Source organism: Fulvivirga maritima (genome assembly GCF_021389955.1).
In the GTDB taxonomy this organism is placed as follows: domain Bacteria; phylum Bacteroidota; class Bacteroidia; order Cytophagales; family Cyclobacteriaceae; genus Fulvivirga; species Fulvivirga maritima.
On the sequence record NZ_CP089980.1, the window covers coordinates 1,600,877 to 1,619,215 of the forward strand.

The window sequence follows — 18,339 nt, forward strand, 5'->3', positions numbered from 1 at the left end:
CATGCTGTTAACCTTAGCATGGAAGCCACTATCATATTTCCTCATCAGCTATATGCTTCTCATCCTGCCATAGCTGCTAAAAGGAAGATCTACCTAATTGAGGATCACCAATATTTCACTCAATTCAAATTTCATAAGAAAAAAATAGGATTACACAGGGCTTCAATGAAATACTATGAAAGCTTTCTAAATCAAAAAGAGTATACTACAAAATATATCGAGGCTCATGATCATATTGATATCGCTGACGTTTTTGAAAACCACCTTGATAAGCGAGTCGACATTATTCATTATGTAAAACCGGCAGACTATCTTCTTGAAAAAAGGATCAAAGAAGCGGCAAGTAAATTTTCCATTGAACTAATAGCCTACAATAGCCCAGGATTTCTATCCACACCAGAAGACTTAAAAGAAATGCTGCCAGATAGAAAGTATTTTATGGCTAGTTTCTACAAAAAGCAACGAATTAAACACGATATCCTTATCCAAAATGGTGAGCCTGAAGGAGGAAAATGGAGCTACGATGATGAAAACAGAAAAAAATTACCAAAAGACATATCTATTCCTAAACCTTATCAACCACAGGAAAATCATTACGCTCAGGAAGCTAAGCAATACGTAGAAAATCATTTTGATCAAAACTATGGTGAATTGTATGGCTTTGACTATCCTATAACGCACTACCAGGCTGAAGAAGCACTAATCGATTTTCTGGATAATCGCATGCAGCTCTTTGGAGATTACGAAGATGCTATAAGTAAAAATGAATCTTTCCTCTTCCATTCCCTTCTTACCCCCGCTTTAAATATCGGCTTAATTACTCCAAAACAGATATTAAACACACTTTTCGAAAAACATAAAGCACATCATTATCCCCTTAATTGCCTGGAAGGGTTTGTAAGACAAATTATAGGATGGAGAGAATTTATGCGGGGCGTTTATGCTTTTGAGGGCGTTTTTGAAAGAACAAATAACCATTTCAACCATCAGAGAAAAATACCAGAAACATTTTGGAATGGCACCACAGGTATAGAACCTATAGACCATACCATTAAAAAAGTGCTACAAACGGGCTACTGCCATCATATAGAGCGACTAATGATTTTGGGCAACTTCATGCTGCTATGCGAATTTGATCCTGATGAAATTTACTCCTGGTTTATGACCCTTTTTATTGATGCTTATGACTGGGTAATGGTACCTAACGTTTATGGAATGACGCAATACACTGACGGCGGACTTATTACTACCAAGCCATATATTTCCAGCTCTAATTATGTGCTCAAAATGAGTGATTATAAAAAAAGCCAATGGTGTAAGGTGTGGGATGGCCTTTATTGGAGGTTTTTAAAAATCCATGAAAATGAATTCAGCAAAAACCACCGCATGTCTTTTATGATCAAAATGTTAGAGAAAATGGATAAAAAAACTCTTCAGCACCATATTGACATTGCTGAAGAGTTCTTGAATAACTTTTAGAGAGACAGTATTTTCATGGTTATAGTTACTGGCTTCTCGGCAGCTTCATTTTGGCCTTTACTCCATTTCAGCTTTATCCTATTTGCCTTTACCCCTCTGCCTTCAATATAAGTTTTAATGGCTTCTGCCTGCTTTTCAGCTCGGTCATTATGGTATACCTTAGTAAGTGTCATAGTAGGTTCATGCTCTTCTACTTTTGCACTATCTACATTTATTATTAAAGCATCGGCTCTTTTTACACTTTTTACAGAGTCTAATGACACCTCTTTGTAAGAAGTTGCCTGAAATGTGGTATCTATCCTTACTTCAGATAATACGTCTGATTCCACAGAATCTTCCTCATAATTATTTAAAACCACCTCGACCTCTACTTTCATATCCTCATTTTTACGAAGCAGGTCAGAAACACGCCTTAATTCAAAAACACCATCTTCATTTAGTTCTGCTGAATTTTCCTCAAACAAAACATCTAATGGATACTGCGCTCCAATTTTCATAGGTTCAAGAGCGATATTCAACACCTCCTTATCTCGAGACCCCACTTCTTTAAGATCATATATTTTTGAGAAATACATGTATCCTTTGTCTTCTACATCTAATGAAATATCATATACTGAGCCTTCTTTAAGCACTATAGTAAACTCTCCTTGCTTGCCCACCTTCTCATTCCATAAGCGATCTCTCATATCCACATTAAAAACGGTAAGGTTGGCATTTAAAGGTTCTCCACTCACTCCATCAGTCACTTTTCCCTGAATTCTCATGACCTTATTCGGTTGAAATTCTTCCGGAATAAGCACCTCCGCTATTTCTCGGTCTTTTATACCATCTATTTCCCCATATAAATACCTTCCCTTAGCGGGAATACTTATAAACTGATCATCTTTTTCAGTATTAATAAAATCCATAGGAACAGGATCTGACCAGCCATCGTCTTCTTTACGGCTCATAAATAAATCAAAACCTCCTTTTCCTCCCATCTGATCAGAAGAAAAAACTAACGTTTCTCCATCTGCCAAAATCCTAGGGGCTTGAGAATTTCCGGTATTAATATTAGCAGGCAAAGGCTCTGGTTCCTCCCAGCCATTATACGTTTTTTTAGCCACCATAAGCTTACAACCACTTGCTCCGCTATAGGCTTCCATCTGGTCACATCTCATAAAATAAAGATATTCCCCATCAGGTGATAGCATACCGCAACCATCATTGGTATCACTATTTATAGGTTTTCCGAAATTCTTAGGAGCCTCCCAGTCATTGCCTTTTCGGGTACTGTACCATAAGTCAAAGCCACCCAAACCAGATTTTCTTGAGGTGAAAATCATGAGATCACCATCAAAGCTAAGACTATAACCTCCTCTGAAGTTTAAAGTAGCTCTGTTTATCAGCTTATTAACTTCTAAACCATCATTCCAGGTAGAAATGGTCTTTTTGGTAGCCCATCGCATGCTATGATATCCGTCATCAGTATAATCAGATAAAAACAGTATGGTTTTTCCATCGCCACTAATAAAAGGGGCAAACAAGTTAATAGAAGGCCGATTAATGTTAGGAGGAAGCGGGCGAACCTCTGTTTGAGAAAACCCATTTAAAGCAACAACATAGCACAAAAGCACTGACAAAAAGATGCCTTTCATAGATAAAGCTATTTAATTATAAATCTAAATATAAGGATTTTAGCAAAAACATTTCCAAAACAAATTCCTAACTTCAAACTTAGAAACAAGAATAAGCCAGTGAGATTTTACTTACTTTTAATCATCAGCTGCCTGCTTTGTTCTCCTTTTTTAGGCAGGGCACAAAAGCTGGAGACTGTAGTTCAAAGAGGCCATTATGGGCCTATCAAATCAGTAGCCATCACCCCAAACGGAAAATACCTGCTCACAGGCAGTAAAGACAATACCATTAAACTCTGGGATTTTGAATCGGGTCGTGAGATAAGAACTTATTTTGGACATACTGCTCCTGTAAGAGATCTGGAAATCACCTCTGATGCGCTCCATTTCATTAGTGGTAGTGAAGACGGAACCGCCAAATTATGGGAAATAGTTTCCGGCAAAATTATTCGCTCTTATGAAACACCCAAAACCCAGCTCAACAAAGTGGCCATAAGTAATGATGATCAGCTGCTTTTCACAGGCGGATACTCATGGAAAGGTTATATATGGAACCTACAATCAGGAGATACCATCAGAAGTTTCAGAACCGACTCTGACCACAGTATGGGCTATGGTATTTCTGCCGCTTTTAGTAAAAATGGCAAATACCTGGCTATAGGTAATGATAACAATACCACTACTATATTTGATGTCGAAAGCGGAGAACAACTGGGAGAAAACCAGCCACAAGATCACAGCTGTGCGGGCTGTGCTACCAAAGTTCAGTACAGCTCTGACGGAAAGCTGCTGCTTATGGCTCCCAACAGAGGCCCTATCCAAATACAATCCTTGGAGACTAATGAAGGTTTTATCATTAATACTAACCTGCCTCATTATGAAGGTGTAGACATAAATTTCGACAATAGTGCCATTTTAGCTTTGGGTGAAGATTCATTAAAAGTATATCGTTGGCCTCAAAAAACACTTCTGTATGCTATCCCTCTTAATTATAAGGAACCTGCCACTGATGCTGTCTTCAGTCCAGATGGCGAGCATGTTATAGTGGTAAGCGATGACCAGAGCATTAATGTATATGATGCACTCACTGGTCTGCTAATCAAAAAAATGGGGGGATACCTGGTCAATCAGGATAAAGGAGGCCTAGACTACGACCCTAATTCCAGATGGGACTATTACATAAAAAAATACACTGACCTCAAAAATGATTTTGCCATTTCTCCTGACGGGAATTACCTGGCCAAAGGAAAAATAGGTAATGTAGTAAGATTATGGGACATAAAATCAGGCACCCTTATACGCGAGTTCATTGGTCATGAAAAAGCAATATTAACGCTGGCATTTACTGAAGATGGCCAACAACTCATTACTGGCAGTGCTGACCGTACCATTAGAATCTGGGATGTAGCTAGCGGCGAGCAGCTAAAGGTATTAGAAGGCCATAGAGATGTGATATTTTCACTCAATGTAGATCAGGAAATCGGCCAAATAATAAGCGGAAGCTGGGACGGCACCGCCAAAAGATGGGATTTAAACAGCGGAGAGCTTCTCAAAAGCTACAGCTTTAGCCAGGCGTCTCCTTATAAAATAGATTTCTTTCAATCAGACCTGTATGCTATAGTAGCTAGTCTTGATCAAAAATTAAGCTTATATGAATTAGATTCTGACACACCTGCCCGAGAATTTATAGGCCACACTGATATTATTAGCTCCTTCTCTGTTACTCCAGACAAACAAAATATAGCCTCTGTATCTTGGGATGGCATGGTGAAGGTTTGGAATGTAACTACCGGATTGCAAGAGTGGAGACTCAATTTTAAAGTGCCTCTTTATTCGGTTAGTTATAATGATAATGGCAGCCTCTTAGCTGTCGGCGGAAGTGATAGATCCATCCGCATTATTGATCCTTCAACCCAAAAAGTAATCAAAACCTTAAAAGGGCACCAGGCAGCCGTCACCAACCTTTCTTTTACTAAGGATAATGACTACCTCATCAGCTCCAGTGAAGATGGTATGATTAAAATTTGGGATCCTGAAAACGGTCAAGAGGTAATAACATACATCATTTTAAATGGCAAAGACTGGATGGTAATCAGCCCGAAAGGCTACTTTAATGGCACGCCAGATGCCTTTGACAAAGTAGCTTTTGTAGATGGTATGAAAAGCTACAGTGCCAGTCAGTTTTTTGAAAAATACTATCAGCCAGATTTGTTGGAAAAAGTGTTCAACAAGTCATCTAAAAATCATTTACACATCAATGAGCAGATCAAAAAGTCTCCTCCTCCTAAAATAGAGATACTTACTCCTCATCAGGGAGAAACCTTTAAATCAGGCAAAGCCTCTGTACTCATGCGCATTATTGATCAGGGTGGAGGCATAGATGAAATTACACTCATGAACAATGGCAAAGCTATACCCATTGATAATCAGGTTGAGAAAGGCAAAACCATAGTTATTAATCAGGAGATAGACTTGGTGCCAGGAAAAAATGAAATTTCTGCCATAGCTTTTAGCGAAGGCAGGGTACAATCAGACGCCCAAAAGGTAAGCATACAGATGGAAGGGCGCCTTACTTCCACGCTTTACATGTTGTCTATAGGTATCAATAAATATAAAAACACCGATCTTAATCTCAACTATGCGGTGGCCGATGCTTCTGGGTTTTCCGACATTATTTCCCATAAATCAAAAAAGCTTTTTGAGCGAATAGAAGCCATCTCACTGATAGATGAAGACGCTTCTCGCGAAAAAATACTGGCTACACTAGACCTTTTGGCTAAACGGGCTAAACCTCAGGATGTATTGTTTTTTTATTATGCAGGCCACGGCAGCATGTCAGATTCAGAATTTTACTTTATACCATCTGATAACATAAAGCTATATCATAAAGATAAACTGGTTAAGGATGCTATCAATGCCCAGGAAATTCAAAGTAAGCTAAAAGCCATTGCCGCTTTAAAACAGGTTCTTTTTATTGACGCCTGCCAGTCAGGTAGCGGCGTAGAAGTATTGGCTGACCGTGGTTCTGAAGAGGAAAAGGCATTGGCTCAGCTATCCAGAAGCACGGGTACCCACGTACTCGCATCAGCGGGTAGCGATCAGGCAGCTGTGGAGTTTAAAGAACTAGGTCATGGAATTTTCACTTATGTGCTACTAAAAGCACTTGATGGAGCTGCTGACGGCGCCCCAAAAGATGGAAAAATAACCGTTTATGAACTCAAATCCTTTTTAGAAGATCAGGTGCCAGAGTATTCTAGAAAATATAAAGGTAAAATGCAGTTTCCTCATTCATTCTCCCATGGCCATGATTTTCCCATAGTTATAGATTAATTAGTGACTATTGCTTAGCATAAACGTTAACTTAGCAAAGTAGAACCTAATAGTTATTATGGAATTAAATTATAAAGTAATAGGAGAGGGAAAGCCTCTAATTATACTACACGGCGTATTCGGATCAGCAGATAACTGGCTCACTATAGCTAAAGAACTAGCAGAACATCACTTTAAAGTATATTTATTAGATCAAAGGAATCATGGAGATTCACCCCACATCGATGAGTTCTCTTACCAGGCTATGGCCGATGATCTGCATGAGTTTATAGAGAAGCATGAGCTTGATAAGCCATTTATCTTAGGCCACTCCATGGGTGGAAAAGCGGCTATGAAATTTTCTGTTAACTATTCTGATGAATGGGAAAAAATGATAGTGGTAGATATTGCGCCAAAGGCTTACCCTGTACATCATGATAAAATATTGGCAGGATTAAAATCAATTGATCTAGATGCCATTAAATCTAGGGGAGATGCGGATAAGCAACTGGCTGAGCATGTTCCTGACTTAGGCACCAGACAATTTCTACTAAAAAACCTTGCCAGGAATGACAGCGGTGGCTATAAGTGGAAGCTTAATCTGGAGGTAATAGATAAAAATATAGAAGCCATTGGAGAAGGCCAGGAAGATAGACTTGCTATCGAGAAAGAAGTTTTGTTTATCAGAGGTGGTAAATCAGACTATGTAAAAGATAGCGATATTATCCTTATCACTCAGCTATTTCCTAACGCTGAAGTAAAAACCATAGCAGGCGCTGGCCACTGGGTACATGCAGAAAAAAGTAAGGAAGTGATAGAGCTTATTCTGGATTTCCTCAGATAAAGAAAAACATTACCCTTTTAACTTCTGGATAATGTAAATAATTAATGATAACAGCACACTTAATATTATGCTGGTCATTACAGGAAAGTAAAATCGAAAGTTTTCCCTTTTGATGTTAATATCACCAGGGAGCTTTCCTAATAAAGGTATTTTTATTTCGAAGTGGAGTATTATACCTATTATAATAAGAACCACTCCTATAATGATCAGCACTTTTCCCATACCTTAAAATTGATAAACAATTAGCAAAAGCACAAAATAAAAAAACCGCCTCTTTCGAGACGGTCTTTCCCTCATGAATAAACGCTACTACTGTTATTGTATATCAATTGATTTCGTAAATAATCTGCCTGCCAGGTTAAATTTCAAAGTGTAAATACCTGGATCAAGCTTCGACATATCATATCTTTTGTTAACAGATTGGCTATCAGCCAAAGTGTCTTCATAGATAATGTCGTTGGTGTTGTTAAGAATGCTAAACTTCATTGGTACGTTTAAGTACTTTAGCATTGCTATGTCCACCTGGTTTCCTTTTTGGAATACCTGAGGTTTGAAGATAGCTACTCTATTCTCGTTCTCTATGCTTAACTCCCCTTGAGCTATCTCTAATGAATAAACATCTATTTTCTGAGCATTTTCAATTTCAAGAAAATAGTTACCATCAGGCAAATCGGCTACATCGAACTTTTTGGCGTAACCGTCTTTTACATCGGCATGTCTCTCACTGTAAAGTTCATAGTCATTTCTGTCTCTTAATGAAATCTGCAGATCAGTAGGATTAGCAGATTTTACTATGACTACAAATTTCTTCGCATCATATCTCTTTACCTTTACATATGGAGAAGCACCGAAGGCAAACGAAAGTAGTGATGTTGAAAACAAGATCACTAGTAGGCTGTTTTTAATAAGTTGTTTCATCTCTTATTGCGTTTTGTTTGCAAATAAATCTTTTACAAACATAGACGTAAAAATGACGGTTCACTACTACCCGATTTACAACTTTATGTGCTAAATTAACTTCATATAAAGTTAACATATTACACCTGGTTAATATTGCATATAAGGGGGTTAATTTTATATATTTGCGCTATTAAAGCGTGATTTTTAAAGGGTCTTGGAGATGGCAAAAAAACCTAGAATAGAAAAGATTAACCCTGCGTTTGGAACATCATTTCATGTGAAAAGATACGCAGATCCGTGCAGAAATAAGCTACCATACTGGCATATACACCCAGAAATGGAAATTGCATATGTAAAAGGAGGTAGTGGTAAAAGACATATAGGTAATCAGATGTCCTATTTTAGCAATGGAGATTTGATATTTATAGGTGCTAATTTACCACACTTTGGATTTACTGACAGGCTTACGGCCAACAGCTCAGAAACCATTATCCAAATGAGAGAGGATTTTTTGGGCCCTGGCTTTTTTGATTTGCCAGAAATGTCTGTAATTAAAAAGTTAATAGAACGCTCTAAAAGAGGAATAGTATTCCATGGTGACACTAAAGAGCAAACAGGTGAAAAAATAGAAAACCTGGTAAACCTGGAACCTCTGGAAAGAATTGTTAGCCTGCTAGGCATTTTGAAAGAACTCGCCATTTCAGAAGAATACACTGTTCTTAATGTAGATGGCTATGCTATGGAAATAGAACCTCAGGATAATGAAAGGATCAATTCTGTATATCAATATGTGAGACAAAATTTCCAAAGAGCCATAAGTCTGGAAGAAATATCAGATAAAGTGAGCATGACCGTTCCTGCTTTTTGTAGGTACTTTAAAAAAATATCCGGCAAAACTTTTACTCAGTTTGTAAATGAGTACAGATTGGTACATGCCTCTAAATTGCTTTCAGAAAGCCATACCAGTATTACAGAAATATCTTTCGAATGTGGATTCAATAACTTTTCGCATTTCAATAAGCAGTTTAAAGCCTTTACAGGAAAAAGCCCTTCTAAATACAGAAGCGAATTAAAAAAAGTATTGAATTAATTTCCGATAAATGGCAAATGGCATTTTATACTTGATACCCTCAAGTATTTCAGAAAACCAAACTGACGTAATACCCGAACAAGTAAGGCAAGTAATAAAACACACAGAATACTTTGCTGTAGAAAATATAAGAACGGCCAGGCGATTTATAAGTAGCCTTAAACTAGGACTTACTATTGAAGACCTGCAGTTTGAAGTTTTGGACAAAAAGACGAATGACACTGCTGTAGAAAAAATTCTTAAGCCCCTTCTTAGTGGTAAAAATGTAGGGGTTATATCAGAGTCTGGCTGTCCGGGTATAGCTGACCCGGGTTCTAGAGCAGTAGCCTATGCGCATAAAAAAAATATCAGGGTTGTTCCTTTAGTGGGGCCATCCTCTATTTTCCTGGCCTTAATGGCTTCCGGTTTTAGTGGGCAGAAATTTGCCTTTCATGGCTACCTGCCTATAAAAAAGAAGGAGCTGGAAACCGCTATCAGACAGCTGGAAACGGAATCGCGTAAGCATTTGCAAACTCAAATATTTATTGAGGCTCCTTATAGAAACAATCAGATGCTGGAAACCCTGGTAAAAACCTGCAGCCCTTCTACTCAAATATGTGTAGCCAAAGATGTTTCAGGAACGGAAGAGTTTATAAAAAGCCAAACCGCCTCAGAGTGGAAAAAACAGAAAGTAGAGTTACACAAAGTACCTACTGTATTTATTTTATTTTCTTCGTAATCTGAGCAATTAATAGGATTTTTTTTTACTTTAAATTCAGGTAATTTAGCACGACTTTAAACCCAAACAATTATAGATAACGAATGCCCTACTTATTTACTTCCGAATCGGTTTCAGAGGGACATCCTGATAAAATAGCAGATCAAATCTCTGATGCACTAATAGATAATTTTCTTGCTTTTGATGCTAACTCTAAAGTAGCCTGCGAAACACTGGTAACTACCGGACTTACCGTACTTAGCGGTGAGGTAAAATCTGAAGCTTACCTTGATGTACAGCAAATAGCTCGAAATGTCATCAATCAAATTGGCTATACTAAAGGCGAATATATGTTTGATGGCAACTCTTGTGGTGTTATTTCAGCTATTCATGAGCAGTCTCCTGACATTAACCAGGGAGTTGACAGAGGCAATCCTGAAGAACAGGGAGCAGGAGATCAGGGTATGATGTTTGGCTACGCTACCAGCGAAACCGATGATTATATGCCTTTAGCGCTTGATCTATCTCACAAGATGCTTAAAGAACTTGCTGTTTTAAGAAGAGAGGGCAACGAAATAAGCTATTTGAGACCGGACGCTAAAAGTCAGGTAACTATTGAATACTCTGACGATAATGTTCCTCAGAGAATAGTAGCCATAGTATTGTCTACTCAGCATGATGACTTTGATACAGAAGAAAAGATGCTGGCAAAAATCCGTGAGGATATCATTAATATTTTGATCCCTAAAGTGAAAGCACAGCTGAAGCCAGAGATTCAAAAATTATTTAATGATGATATCAAATACCATATCAACCCTACCGGAAAGTTTGTAATAGGCGGTCCTCATGGTGACACTGGTCTTACTGGCAGAAAAATCATTGTAGATACTTACGGAGGCAAAGGCGCTCATGGTGGTGGGGCTTTTTCAGGTAAAGATCCTTCAAAAGTAGATCGATCTGCGGCTTATGCCACCAGACACATCGCTAAAAACCTGGTAGCAGCAGGAGTAGCTGATGAAGTATTAGTGCAGGTTTCTTATGCTATTGGCGTAGTAGAACCTATGGGAATTTTCATCAATACTTATGGTTCATCTAAAGTAGACCTCACTGATGGCGAAATAGCTAAGAAAGTAGAAGAGATCTTTGACATGAGACCTTATGCCATAGAAACAAGACTTAAGCTCCGTAACCCTATTTACTCAGAAACGGCTGCTTATGGCCACATGGGTCGTGAAAACAAAGTAGTTACAAAAACCTTTGTAGCTGCTAATGGTACAGAAATCACAAAAGAAGTAGAGTTGTTCCCTTGGGAAAAACTAGACTTTGTAGATAAAGTAAAAGAAGCATTTGGCCTTTAATGGTCAAATGTCTTTTCCCTTTTTAAATCCTCAATGTTATCTCCACCCAGCACAGCTCTGGTTTGTGGTAAGCATTGAGGATAATTTTTTTGTATAAAATCTATCATATGCTCCCTCACATGACACCTTAGATCAAAAGCCGTAGGGGAGTTTTTAGCAGTCATTAGCAACCTTACGGTCATAGTGCGTTCACTGGTATCTGTAATCTGAAAAGCTTTGGCATCTTTATCCCAAAGATCCGTTCCGGCCAGCACTTCTTCAAAATGTTTTCTTAAAGGATCCAATGGCAAGGTATAGTCAACATATAAAAATACTGTTCCTAAAATCTGTGCTGTAGTTCGTGTCCAGTTTTGAAAGGGTGTTTCCGTAAAATAAGTAATAGGCAATACTAATCTTCGCATATCCCAAATACGCACCACCACATAAGTAAGATTAATTTCCTCTATCCAGCCCCACTCGTTTTCAAGCACCACGGCATCATCTATTTTTATAGGCTGAGTAAAGGCAATCTGTATACCGGCAAATAAATTAGCAAGTGTTTTTTGTAAGGCAAAACCGATGATAATACCAGCCACCCCTGCACCAGTAAGAATAGTGGCTCCATATTTTCTAACGCTATCAAAGCTGAGTAAAATTACTGCTACCGCTATTACCGCCACCACCACCATAGCCATTTTTTTTACGTAAATAATCTGAGTTCTGGCTTTCCTGGCTTTTAGGTTATCCGCTTTAGACATGTCATATTTGGCAAAAAGCACATCTTCTACCACTCCTATGAGCCTAATGAGGATAATGGCTATAGAAATAATAATCACTACCTCTAATATCTTCTTGGTAATGCCCACATATTGCGGATCCAGGTAGAGATAACCAATGGCAATATGAAGCACTATGCAGGGAAAAAACAAAAACAGAGAACCTTGCAACCGCCTTTTCAAAGACCCAAATAAAATTCGATCCTGAGTTCGGGTATAGTGCTTTAGCACTTTAAACATAATGGACCGACCAATCAGTGTAAACAAAAAAGCCAGAATAAATATGCATATAGCACTGATAATCGGATGAGCCTCCATAAGTGTTTTAAGATCCATAGTAAACGGTTTTTAGGCAATAAAATAAAAAAAGGGGATCATTTCTGAACCCCTTTTTGAAATTTATTAAAAATTAACGCCTTAATGCGCCATTTGTTTAACCTTAAATTTTCTGAGTTGTCTTCTTAATGCTTCAGTAGCCAGGTCAGTGGCCTCCTCAAAACTTTTCGCATCTTCTTTAGCAAAAAGCTGATTCCCTGGTATATTTAGTTTTATTTCTACGGTTTTGTTTTCAACTCCAGAGTTGTTTAACCTAAAAAACACTTCTCCATCAATCACCCTATCGTAAAATGTCTCCAACTTATCTACTTTCTTTTGGACGAAATCGATCAGCTTTTGATCGGCATCGAAGTGGATTGAGTGCATTTGTAACTTCATAATCTTAAAGTTTAAAAGGTTATAAAAAATTTAAGCTTTTGGATGCGCCTGTTCGAAAACAGCCTTTAATTTATCCAATGAATTGTGGGTATAAACCTGCGTAGCGGCCAAGCTAGTATGACCTAGCAGATCTTTTACCGCATTAAGTTCCGCTCCCTTGTTGAGGAGGTGTGTAGCAAATGTGTGACGCAACACATGTGGACTACGTTTTTCTATTGTAGTAAATAGATTTAAATATTTTTTTACAGTACGATAGATCATCATTGGATAGCAGTTTTCTCCTGCATCAGTAACGATCAGTCTTTCACTATCTTTTATAAAATCGTGCTTATTTTTCAATGTCAAATATTCACTCAGGGTTTTACTAAGTGAAACAGAATACGGCAATACTCTCTCTTTATTTCTCTTACCTAAAACTTTTAATGTGCGGTCTGCCTGATTAACATCGGAAACCTTTAAAGAAATAAGTTCTGACAGCCTAATGCCTGTGCCATAAAGCAACTCCAGGATTAGCTGATCTCTCTTCTCAGGGAAATTAGCACCAAACTCAAAATTGTCCAGCAGCTTCATCATCTCATTTTCCTGAACAAACTGAGGCAATTTCTTACTTGTCTTTAAAACCCTAAGTTTAGTAGTAGGATCTTTTTCTATAACCTCTGACTTAAGCAGAAATTTATAGAAAGATCTTAGGCAGGCAATTTTTCTGTTTACAGAACGAGGCTCCAGCCCTTGATCTACTAAATCAAGTATCCAGGTTCTTAATATATTGTGATTAACTGATACTAACTCCTGATCCGGAAAATTAGTATGAACGAAATCTTCCAATTGCTCCAGATCATGACTGTATGAAGCAACGGTGTGTTTGCTGTAACGCTTTTCGTATTGTAGGTATTTTAGGAATTTTTCCCGCATAAAAAAAAGTACTACCCTATTTGGGGGTAGTACTAATTTAATGATTTGGGACTTAAAAAAATAACCGATTAATAATTTTCTTCGGCGTATTTTTTCTGTCTGTATTTTGCTTTAATAATTTCTGTTCTTCTCTGTACAGAAGGTTTTTCATAGAAAGTTCTACCTCTTAATTCTTTAAGAACTCCAGTTTTTTCGAATTTCTTTTTGAATCTTTTAAGAGCTTTCTCTATTGATTCGTTCTCTTTTACGTTTACTACGATCATTTTATTACACCTCCTTTCAAATGAAGTGCAAACTTAGCTATGAAATATGAATTATCAAAGAGATGAGTCATTAACCATTAGTTTTATTTTAAAATAGCTCTTGAAATCACCAGCTTTTGTATCTCCGAAGTGCCTTCACCTATTGTGCATAGCTTAGAATCTCTGTAATACTTTTCTGCAGGATAGTCTTTAGTATAGCCATATCCGCCAAAGATCTGTACCGCATCAGTAGCATTTTCTACCGCCACTTCTGAGGCATAATATTTAGCCATGGCAGATTCCTTTTTCACCTCTTTGCCCTTATTTTTTAAGTCTGCCGCCTGAAAGGTCAGAAGCTTGGCCGCTTCTAACTTGGTAGCCATATCGGCCAGCTTAAAGGATATTCCCTGATAATTGGCTATAGGTTTATTAAATTGCTGCCTTTCCTTTGCATAGTCTATTGACACATCTAAAGCTCCTTGTGCTATACCTAAACTAAGCGCCGCTATACTTATTCGGCCCCCGTCGAGCACCTTCATAGCCTGAATAAAACCATCTCCCACTTTACCTATAACAGTGGCCTTAGGCACTTTACAGTCCTGAAAAATGAGTTCGGTGGTTTCAGAAGCTCTCATGCCTAGCTTATTTTCCTTCCTGCCAGCAGAAAATCCCGGAGTTCCTTTTTCTATAATGAAAGCAGTCATTCCATGAGAATCTCCCACCTCTCCGGTTCTTGCTATAACCACCGCTACGTTACCAGATTTACCATGAGTAATAAAATTCTTAGCCCCATTAAGCACAAAAAAGTCACCATCTTCTTTTGCCACAGTACGCATATTAGCCGCATCAGATCCTGTATTGGGCTCAGTAAGCCCCCAGGCGCCAATCCATTCGCATGTAGCCAGTTTAGGCAGATACATTTGTTTTTGATCTTCGCTGGCAAACTGTAAAATATGGCCCGTGCATAAAGAATTATGTGCTGCCATAGAGAGCCCTATAGAACCATCTATTCTTGCCAGCTCTAAAATAGCAGTTACATATTCATGATAACCGAAGCCAGCACCCCCATATTCCTGAGGTACCAGTACACCCATTAGCCCCAAGCCGCCTAGTTTTTTAAACAGCTCCACAGGAAATTCTTGTTTCTCATCCCAATCCATCATAAATGGTTTTATCTCTCGCTCACCAAAATCTCGAATCATCTCCGCAATCATTTTTTGATTCTCAGTTTGCTCCATATTAATAGTCGGGGAAATTTCTGCTGTTACCATAAATCTGTCTCTTATGTTATTTCAATCGTTTTAAGTCATAATAACAAATATAATATTTCTAATGAATCAACCAAACGAATGTTAGTTTGGATAAAAAAATTAACGTTTTATTAAAACATTTTATCGTGTGGATTTATTTAATTTAAAATTTATTTTTACGAACTAGTAGAATCTAAACACTTAACAATATGAAAATAGCAGTAGTCGGCACAGGCTATGTCGGGTTAGTTACCGGAACTTGCTTTGCAGAAACCGGAAATGATGTAACATGTATAGACATCGACGAAAAAAAAGTAAATAGTCTTAAAAACGGCAAAATCACCATCTACGAACCAGGCTTGGAAGTAATTTTCCAAAGAAACCTGGAACAAGGCCGCTTAAACTTCACTACTAATCTTGCAGAAGGAGTGGAAGGCGCAAAAATCATATTCTTAGCTCTGCCTACACCTCCTGGAGAAGATGGTTCTGCTGACTTAAAATATGTGCTTACTGTAGCTTCTGACTTAGGTCCAATACTTAAAGACTACGCAGTAATTGTAGACAAAAGTACTGTACCTGTAGGTACTGCAGATAAAGTAAATGCTGCTATTAAAGAAAATGCTAAGGTTGATTTCGATGTAGTTTCTAACCCTGAATTCTTAAGAGAGGGTGTAGCTGTAGATGATTTCATGAAGCCTGATAGAGTGGTAATAGGTACTACTTCTGAAAAAGCTAAAAAACTAATGGACACCTTATATGCTCCTTTGGTTCGTCAGGGTAATCCTATCATTTTCATGGATGAGAAGTCAGCTGAGTTAACTAAATATGCTGCTAACTCATTCTTGGCTACCAAAATCACCTTCATGAACGAAATCGCAAACATGTGCGAATTACTTGGTGCAGATGTTGATGCCGTGAGAAAAGGAGTAGGCACAGATACCAGAATTGGTAAGCGTTTCTTATTTGCTGGTATTGGTTATGGTGGTTCATGTTTCCCTAAAGATGTACAAGCCTTAGCTAAATCTGCTCAGGAAGTAAACTATAACTTCCGCATACTAAAATCAGTAATGGATGTTAACGAAGATCAAAAAACCAAACTTATCCCTAAAATCAAGGAATATTTTGGTGGTGATCTAAAAGGAAAAACTATCGGTCTTTGGGGACTTTCATTTAAGCCTTATACTGATGACATCCGTGAAGCTCCTTCATTATACAATATCGAAAAATTACTAGAAGCTGGTGCACATGTAAAAGCTTATGATCCTGAAGGCATGGAAAATGTGCAAGGACAGATAGGTGAGAAGATCACTTATTGCCATGATGCTTATTCTGCCATTAACGGAGCTGATGCCTTGTTAATAGCTACTGAGTGGCCTGTATTCAGAACACCTGACTTTGATAAGGTAGGTAAACTTCTTACTAACAAAGTAATTTTTGATGGAAGAAATCTTTACTCACGTGAAGAAATGAAAGATTTAGGATTCACTTACGTAAGCATAGGAAGAGAGACTATCAATGGATAAAAAAAGAGTACTAATAACGGGAGCAGCAGGATTTCTGGGCTCCCACCTTTGTGACAGGTTCATGAAAGAAGGCTTTTATGTCATCGGAATGGACAACCTGATCACGGGTAACCTAAAGAACATAGAGCACTTATTTGCGGATAAGGATTTTGAATTTCATCATCATGATGTATCTAACTTCGTTCATGTTTCGGGCGACTTAGACTACATTCTGCATTTCGCATCTCCTGCCAGCCCTATTGACTATCTTAAAATACCTATCCAGACCTTAAAAGTAGGTTCTTTAGGTACGCATAATCTTTTAGGTTTGGCTAAAGCTAAAAAAGCAAGGATGCTTATTGCTTCTACCTCTGAAGTATATGGAGACCCTATGGTACACCCTCAAACAGAGGCTTACTACGGTAACGTAAACCCTATAGGACCAAGAGGCGTGTATGATGAAGCCAAAAGATTTCAGGAAGCCATGACTATGGCTTACCACACTTACCATGGTCTGGAAACCAGAATAGTGCGTATTTTCAACACCTACGGACCAAGAATGCGCTTGAATGATGGCCGTGTATTGCCAGCATTTATAGGCCAGGCTCTTAGAGGTGAAGATCTTACTGTTTTTGGTGATGGATCACAAACCAGATCTTTCTGCTATGTAGATGACCTTATTGATGGTATTTATCGCTTATTATTTTCTGATTATGCTTACCCTGTAAACATCGGTAACCCTGATGAAATTACTATTGGTGAGTTTGCAGAAGAGATTATTAAGCTTACTGGCACTGATCAAAAAGTGATCTATCAGCCACTGCCTAAAGATGATCCTATGCAGCGTAAGCCAGACATTACTAAAGCTCAGGAAATATTAGGCTGGGAGCCTAAGGTAGACAGAGCTGAAGGTCTGAAAATTACTTATGACTATTTCAAAACCCTTACTGAGGAAGAGCTTTTCACTAAAGAGCATAACACCTTTGACGGGTACATAAAAAAATAATGGCATTAGAAAAATCATTAAATTTTCTAGCCCAACTCAATCAAAACAACGATCGCGACTGGATGCAGGCCAACAAGCCTGCATATCAGGAAGCGAGAGAAGAGTTTATTAATTTTGTTGGTGAAATTATTCTTAAAGTATCCTCTTTTGATCCTTCTATATCTGATCTGGAGCCCAAGCAATGCATCTTCAGGATAAACCGAGATATACGCTTCAGTAAAGACAAAAGGCCATATAAAAATAACTTCGGTATGCTGCTCAATGAGGGCGGCAAAAAAAGTGGCACTGCAGGCTACTACCTACATATACAGCCTGGTAATCAGTCTTTTATAGCTGGCGGTTTATATTCTCCTGATGCGGAAAGGTTAGCAAAGGTTCGTCAGGAAATAGACTATAATCCGGAAGAGTTAAAAGATATTATTTTAGATGATTCATTTAAAAAAGAATTTGGCTCTATACAAGGAGATAGCTTAAAGCGATCACCAAAAGGATATGATGAAAGTCATCCTAATATTGAGCTTCTAAAACTTAAAAACTACATTGTGCTTAAGAAGATAAGTGATAGTGAGGTGAAAAAGTGGACTTCAGCAGATCAGGTAGTAGAACGATTTCAGCAAGTTGAGCCTGTTATAAGATACCTTAACGTAGCCATAAGTTAACCAAGT

General features: G+C 38.1%; 17 protein-coding genes. 9 read left to right on the forward strand and 8 right to left on the reverse strand.

Annotated features, from left to right (window positions below):
* Positions 1 to 18 precede the first annotated feature (18 nt).
* Entirely contained in the window at positions 19 to 1,479 is a 1,461-nt protein-coding gene (locus LVD15_RS06735) for a cryptochrome/photolyase family protein (RefSeq protein ID WP_233779537.1), read from the forward strand.
* On the opposite strand, the gene LVD15_RS06740 is transcribed toward LVD15_RS06735, so the two are convergent.
* Positions 1,476 to 3,116: a hypothetical protein gene (locus LVD15_RS06740; protein WP_233779538.1), complete on the reverse strand. Its 1,641-nt coding sequence runs from the start codon at positions 3,114 to 3,116 to the stop codon at positions 1,476 to 1,478. The genes LVD15_RS06735 and LVD15_RS06740 overlap by 4 nt on opposite strands.
* 99 nt (positions 3,117 to 3,215) lie before the next feature.
* Here LVD15_RS06740 and LVD15_RS06745 point away from each other — a divergent pair, with 99 nt between their 5' ends.
* Both LVD15_RS06745 and LVD15_RS06750 read left to right on the forward strand, forming a co-directional pair.
* Positions 3,216 to 6,425: a WD40 domain-containing protein gene (locus tag LVD15_RS06745; protein WP_233779539.1), complete on the forward strand. Its 3,210-nt coding sequence runs from the start codon at positions 3,216 to 3,218 to the stop codon at positions 6,423 to 6,425.
* A gap of 58 nt (positions 6,426 to 6,483) precedes the next feature.
* On the forward strand, positions 6,484 to 7,248 hold the full coding sequence (locus tag LVD15_RS06750; protein WP_233779540.1) for an alpha/beta fold hydrolase: 765 nt from the start codon (positions 6,484 to 6,486) through the stop codon (positions 7,246 to 7,248).
* A 9-nt stretch (positions 7,249 to 7,257) separates the two neighbouring features.
* Here LVD15_RS06750 and LVD15_RS06755 read toward each other — a convergent pair whose 3' ends face one another.
* Complete coding sequence (locus LVD15_RS06755; RefSeq protein WP_233779541.1) at positions 7,258 to 7,470, reverse strand: DUF2905 domain-containing protein; 213 nt, start codon at positions 7,468 to 7,470, stop codon at positions 7,258 to 7,260.
* 93 nt (positions 7,471 to 7,563) lie between these two features.
* A complete protein-coding gene (locus LVD15_RS06760) occupies positions 7,564 to 8,166 on the reverse strand; it encodes a T9SS type A sorting domain-containing protein (RefSeq protein ID WP_233779542.1) in 603 nt (200 codons plus the stop codon).
* A 202-nt stretch (positions 8,167 to 8,368) separates the two neighbouring features.
* On the opposite strand from LVD15_RS06760, the gene LVD15_RS06765 reads away from it, so the two are divergent.
* From LVD15_RS06765 to metK, 3 genes are all read left to right on the forward strand, one after another.
* The gene (locus tag LVD15_RS06765; RefSeq protein ID WP_233779543.1) at positions 8,369 to 9,238 is read left to right on the forward strand and encodes an AraC family transcriptional regulator; all 870 of its coding nucleotides are present in this window, start codon (positions 8,369 to 8,371) and stop codon (positions 9,236 to 9,238) included.
* 10 nt (positions 9,239 to 9,248) lie between these two features.
* Positions 9,249 to 9,956, forward strand: a complete 708-nt coding sequence (locus LVD15_RS06770) for an SAM-dependent methyltransferase (RefSeq protein WP_233779544.1) — start codon at positions 9,249 to 9,251, stop codon at positions 9,954 to 9,956.
* 83 nt (positions 9,957 to 10,039) lie between these two features.
* Positions 10,040 to 11,293: a methionine adenosyltransferase gene (gene metK / locus LVD15_RS06775; protein ID WP_233779545.1), complete on the forward strand. Its 1,254-nt coding sequence runs from the start codon at positions 10,040 to 10,042 to the stop codon at positions 11,291 to 11,293.
* Here metK and LVD15_RS06780 read toward each other — a convergent pair.
* The 5 genes from LVD15_RS06780 to LVD15_RS06800 form a co-directional block, all read right to left on the reverse strand.
* Positions 11,290 to 12,384 (reverse strand): mechanosensitive ion channel family protein, encoded by a 1,095-nt coding sequence (locus tag LVD15_RS06780; protein ID WP_233779546.1) that lies wholly within the window; start codon positions 12,382 to 12,384, stop codon positions 11,290 to 11,292. The genes metK and LVD15_RS06780 overlap by 4 nt on opposite strands.
* Before the next feature lie 81 nt (positions 12,385 to 12,465).
* The gene (gene hpf / locus LVD15_RS06785; protein ID WP_202241699.1) at positions 12,466 to 12,762 is read right to left on the reverse strand and encodes a ribosome hibernation-promoting factor, HPF/YfiA family; all 297 of its coding nucleotides are present in this window, start codon (positions 12,760 to 12,762) and stop codon (positions 12,466 to 12,468) included.
* 30 nt (positions 12,763 to 12,792) lie between these two features.
* Entirely contained in the window at positions 12,793 to 13,674 is an 882-nt protein-coding gene (locus LVD15_RS06790) for a tyrosine-type recombinase/integrase (RefSeq protein ID WP_233779547.1), read from the reverse strand.
* A 68-nt stretch (positions 13,675 to 13,742) separates the two neighbouring features.
* Positions 13,743 to 13,937 carry a 30S ribosomal protein S21 gene (rpsU, locus tag LVD15_RS06795; RefSeq protein ID WP_202241695.1) on the reverse strand — a complete coding sequence of 65 codons (195 nt, stop codon included), beginning with the start codon at positions 13,935 to 13,937 and terminating at the stop codon, positions 13,743 to 13,745.
* Between the two features lie 83 nt (positions 13,938 to 14,020).
* Complete coding sequence (locus tag LVD15_RS06800; RefSeq protein ID WP_305038980.1) at positions 14,021 to 15,187, reverse strand: acyl-CoA dehydrogenase family protein; 1,167 nt, start codon at positions 15,185 to 15,187, stop codon at positions 14,021 to 14,023.
* 188 nt (positions 15,188 to 15,375) lie between these two features.
* On the opposite strand from LVD15_RS06800, the gene LVD15_RS06805 reads away from it, so the two are divergent.
* The 3 genes from LVD15_RS06805 to LVD15_RS06815 are packed head-to-tail and all read left to right on the forward strand — an operon-like array spanning position 15,376 to position 18,333.
* Entirely contained in the window at positions 15,376 to 16,689 is a 1,314-nt protein-coding gene (locus tag LVD15_RS06805; RefSeq protein ID WP_233779548.1) for a UDP-glucose dehydrogenase family protein, read from the forward strand.
* Positions 16,682 to 17,674, forward strand: a complete 993-nt coding sequence (locus tag LVD15_RS06810; protein WP_233779549.1) for a UDP-glucuronic acid decarboxylase family protein — start codon at positions 16,682 to 16,684, stop codon at positions 17,672 to 17,674. The genes LVD15_RS06805 and LVD15_RS06810 overlap by 8 nt, the downstream gene beginning before the upstream one ends.
* A complete protein-coding gene (locus LVD15_RS06815) occupies positions 17,674 to 18,333 on the forward strand; it encodes a DUF2461 domain-containing protein (protein ID WP_233779550.1) in 660 nt (219 codons plus the stop codon). The genes LVD15_RS06810 and LVD15_RS06815 overlap by 1 nt, the downstream gene beginning before the upstream one ends.
* Positions 18,334 to 18,339 lie beyond the last annotated feature (6 nt).